Source organism: Mycobacterium sp. 1165178.9 (assembly GCF_001673555.1).
GTDB lineage: Bacteria > Actinomycetota > Actinomycetes > Mycobacteriales > Mycobacteriaceae > Mycobacterium.
Map to the genome: position 1 here is coordinate 1 of NZ_LZMB01000418.1, position 4,061 is coordinate 4,061.

Consider the following 4,061-nt stretch of genomic DNA (forward strand, 5'->3'; position numbering starts at 1 on the left):
TCGGCGCGTCGTTCGTGCGCGACATCGAACCCGGTGAATTGCTGGCGATCGACGCCGACGGCGTCCGCTCCACCCGGTTCGCCAATCCCACTCCCAAGGGCTGCGTATTCGAGTACGTCTACCTGGCACGACCGGACAGCACGATCGCCGGCCGGTCGGTCCACGCAACCCGGGTGGAGATCGGCCGCCGGCTGGCGCGTGAGCGTCCCGTCGAAGCCGACCTGGTCATCGGCGTGCCCGAGTCGGGCACGCCCGCGGCGGTCGGGTACGCGCAGGAGTCGGGCATTCCCTATGGCCAGGGGCTGATGAAGAACGCCTACGTCGGGCGCACCTTCATCCAACCGTCGCAGACCATCCGCCAGCTCGGTATCCGGCTGAAGCTCAACCCGCTTCGCGAAGTGATCCGGGGCAAGCGACTCATCGTCGTCGACGACTCGATCGTGCGCGGAAACACCCAGCGCGCGCTGCTGCGGATGCTGCGCGAGGCCGGCGCGGTCGAAGTGCACGTGCGAATCGCCTCACCCCCCGTCAAATGGCCGTGCTTCTACGGCATCGATTTCCCGTCACCGGCGGAACTGATCGCCAACGCGGTCGAAGACAAAAAGGAGATGCTCGAGGCGGTGCGGCATGCCATCGGTGCCGACTCGCTGGGCTACATCTCCCTGCGCGGCCTGATCGCGGCCTCCGAGCAGCCGGCATCGCGGCTGTGCACCGCCTGCTTCGACGGCCAGTATCCGATCGAACTGCCCGGCGAAACCGCGTTGGGCAAGAACGTCATCGAGCACATGCTCGCCAATGCCGCCCGCGGCGCCGGCCTCGACGATCTCGCGGCCGATGAAGTGCCAATCGTGCACTGAGGGAACTCGGTTGCGCCCCATCACCGACGTTTGATCCCAACCGTCAACGCCGCCCGGTAGCCTTTATCGCGATGACGGATCCCGGAAAGAGCCCAGGACGCCACCAAGGCAGTCAGGGCATCACCTACGCTTCGGCCGGGGTGGACATTGAAGCCGGCGATCGCGCCGTCGAATTGTTCAAGCCTCTGGCGACAAAAGCAACGCGACCGGAGGTTCTGGGCGGCCTGGGCGGATTCGCCGGCTTGTTCGCGCTGCGGGGCGACTACCGCGAGCCGCTGCTCGCGGCGTCCACCGATGGCGTCGGCACCAAACTGGCGGTTGCCCAGGCGATGGACAAACACGACACCGTCGGGCTGGACCTGGTCGCGATGGTGGTCGACGATCTCGTGGTATGTGGCGCCGAGCCGCTGTTCCTGCAGGACTACATCGCAGTGGGCCGCACGGTGCCGGAACGCTTGAGCGCCATCGTCAGTGGCATCGCCGAGGGGTGTGTGCGGGCCGGCTGCGCGCTTCTGGGCGGCGAGACGGCCGAACATCCTGGCCTGATGGAACCGGACCACTACGACATCTCGGCCACCGGAATCGGTGTCGTCGAGGCCGACGACGTGCTCGGCCCGGACCGGGTCAAACCCGGCGACGTCATCATCGCGATGGGTTCGTCCGGTCTGCATTCCAACGGATATTCGCTGGCGCGCACCGTGCTGCTCGAGATCGACCGGATGAACCTCGAGGGCTATGTCGAGGAGTTCGGCCGCACCCTGGGTGACGAACTGCTCGAACCCACCCGTATCTACGCCAAGGACTGCCTGGCGCTCGCGGCCGAAACCCACGTCCGCACCTTCTGCCACGTCACCGGTGGCGGGCTGGCCGGCAATCTGCAACGGGTCATCCCGCATGGGCTGGTCGCCGAGATGGACCGCGGCACTTGGACGCCCGCGCCGGTGTTCGCCATGATCGCCCAGCGCGGCCGGGTGACGCGCGAGGAGATGGAGAAGACGTTCAACATGGGGGTCGGCATGATCGCCGTCGTGGCTCCCGAAGACACCGACCGCGCATTGGCCATCCTGACCGCACGACACTTGGACTGCTGGGTGCTGGGCACCGTGGGCAAAGGCGGAAAAGAGGGCCCGCGGGCGAAGATGGTCGGTCAACACCCGAGGTTCTAGGAAGCTCGGACTCCGATAGATCTAACGCGGCGCCGGTGCACTACGCATCGGCGCCGGGGCATTGGCTTTAGCGACGCCAGCTGTCCTGGTCGTCCCAGGATTCGTCGGATCCGTCGCCGTCCAGTTCACTGGACTCGTCCGAACCCGTCCCTGACAGCTCTTGCTGAAGCCGCTGGAAGTCGGTCTGCGGAGAACTGTATTTGAGTTCTCGAGCAACCTTGGTCTGCTTTGCCTTAGCCCGGCCGCGGCCCATGGGGGAACCCCCTCGCGCAATAACGGAGCGGCCTAACGAGTAGGCGGCTCCGATCTCCTGGTGTCATATTGTCCTGCCGACCACTTTACCGTGCCCCGCCACCGGGCGTTGCGCGCCCTGCTCGCTGTGGCGGACGTTACCGTTCATTATCCCGCACCGCCCCGCAACCGTTCAACAGCTAACCGCCCGGCGCCGATCTGTTCGGTTGCGGGCAGGGAATCGGCATCGATCACCGCAGGTACGGAAGCCTCCGGTCCGGTCGCCAATTCGGTGTCGGCGGGCAGCCCGCGCTTGACAAGCGCCAGCGCTACGGGCCCGAGATCCACGTGGTCGACGACGGTGCCCAAGCGGCCAACCGTGCGGCTGCCGGCCAGCACCGGATCGCCCGTCGACGGCCGGTCCACCGACCCGTCGAGGTGCAGCAGCACCAGCATCCGGGGAGGTCTGCCGAGATTGTGCACCCGCGCCACGGTCTCCTGCCCGCGATAACATCCCTTGTCCAGGTGGACGGCTCCGGCGCCGGGGCCACCGATCCATCCCACCTCGTGGGGAATCGTGCGATCGTCGGTATCGACGCCGAGGCGGGGTCGCACGGCCGCGACCCGGTGGGCTTCGTAGGCCCACACACCACCGGGCCGGACCCCGTTCTGCGCCAGGCGATTTCGCCAGTCGTCCGCCGCCCCGCGCGGAACCAGCAGGTCCAGCTCGATCTGGCCGTCCCGGGTGCCCGGCATCCGCCGCACGAAGCCGTCGCCCGCGAGAATCGCGGTCAGCTCGGCGGGCAGCGCGTCCACTCCGAGCGCGTCGAGAACCGCCTGTTCGGCCAGCTTCGGGCCGAGCAACGACAGCACGGCCAGATCGGCTTCGGCCGGGGTGACCTCGGACCAGAACACCATCTTGCGCAGGTATCCCAGCAGCGGCTCCGCTCGCCACGGTTCGGTGTCGAGGTAGGTCGTGCCGGCCAGCTCGGTCTGGACCCAGTGATCCTCGACGCGGCCCTGGCCGTCGAGGCTGAGGTTCTGTGTGATGGCGCCGTCGGGGAGGTCGCTGACGAATTGCGTCGAAATGCTGTGCAACCAGCTCTGCCGGTCTTTTCCGGTCAGGGTGAGTACTCCGCGGTGCGAGCGGTCGACGAATATCGCGTCGGTGTCGGCCGCACGCTGCTCGCCCAGCGGATCGCCGTAATGCCAGACGGCACCGGCGTCGGGTCCGGTCTCGGGTGCGGGAACGGGGCGGGTCACGAGTCAACTCTACGGACCGCCGGGCGCTCCCCACGAGTGTGAAGCTGGCTTCACACTGGCCGCCGAATGTGCGGCCAGCTTCACCTTCGCGGGTACCGTCGTGCGCCACGCTTACGGATCCCATTGGATTAGGCTTTCCGACCATGGCCGGTCAGACGGGTGTGATCGTCACCCTGGACGGCGAAAGGCATTCGCCGGACGCGCCCCTGCTGTATGCCGACGACCTGGCAGCGGTCCGTGGTGACGGTGTCTTCGAAACGCTGCTGGTTCGCGACGGCAGAGCCTGTCTGATCGAGCCGCATCTGCAGCGGCTGACCCAGTCGGCCGCCTCGACCGACCTGCCCCAGCCCGATCTGCCGCGATGGCGAAGCGCGATCGAGGTAGCCACCCGGCACTGGTGCGCGGGCAACGCCGACGAGGGCGCGATGCGGTTGATCTACAGCCGCGGTCGCGAGGGCGGTTCGGTGCCCACGGCCTACGTCATGGTCAACGCCGTTCCCGAACGGGTGACGGCGGTCCGGCGTGGCGGGCTGGCGGCGATCAC

5 protein-coding genes are annotated in these 4,061 nt (G+C 67.6%); 3 read left to right on the forward strand and 2 right to left on the reverse strand.

Annotated elements, in window-relative coordinates:
* On the forward strand, positions 1 to 857 hold an 857-nt coding region (locus A5652_RS18215; RefSeq protein ID WP_082983978.1), incomplete at its 5' end, for an amidophosphoribosyltransferase.
* 71 nt (positions 858 to 928) lie between these two features.
* A complete protein-coding gene (purM, locus tag A5652_RS18220; protein ID WP_067354473.1) occupies positions 929 to 2,023 on the forward strand; it encodes a phosphoribosylformylglycinamidine cyclo-ligase in 1,095 nt (364 codons plus the stop codon).
* Between the two features lie 67 nt (positions 2,024 to 2,090).
* Here purM and A5652_RS18225 read toward each other — a convergent pair whose 3' ends face one another.
* Positions 2,091 to 2,276, reverse strand: coding sequence for a DUF3073 domain-containing protein (locus A5652_RS18225; protein ID WP_067354477.1), 186 nt, complete (start codon positions 2,274 to 2,276; stop codon positions 2,091 to 2,093).
* Between the two features lie 146 nt (positions 2,277 to 2,422).
* Complete coding sequence (locus A5652_RS18230; RefSeq protein WP_067354480.1) at positions 2,423 to 3,517, reverse strand: folate-binding protein YgfZ; 1,095 nt, start codon at positions 3,515 to 3,517, stop codon at positions 2,423 to 2,425.
* A 161-nt stretch (positions 3,518 to 3,678) separates the two neighbouring features.
* On the opposite strand from A5652_RS18230, the gene A5652_RS18235 reads away from it, so the two are divergent.
* Positions 3,679 to 4,061: aminotransferase class IV (locus A5652_RS18235; protein WP_197514005.1), on the forward strand; the 383-nt coding region annotated here is incomplete at its 3' end.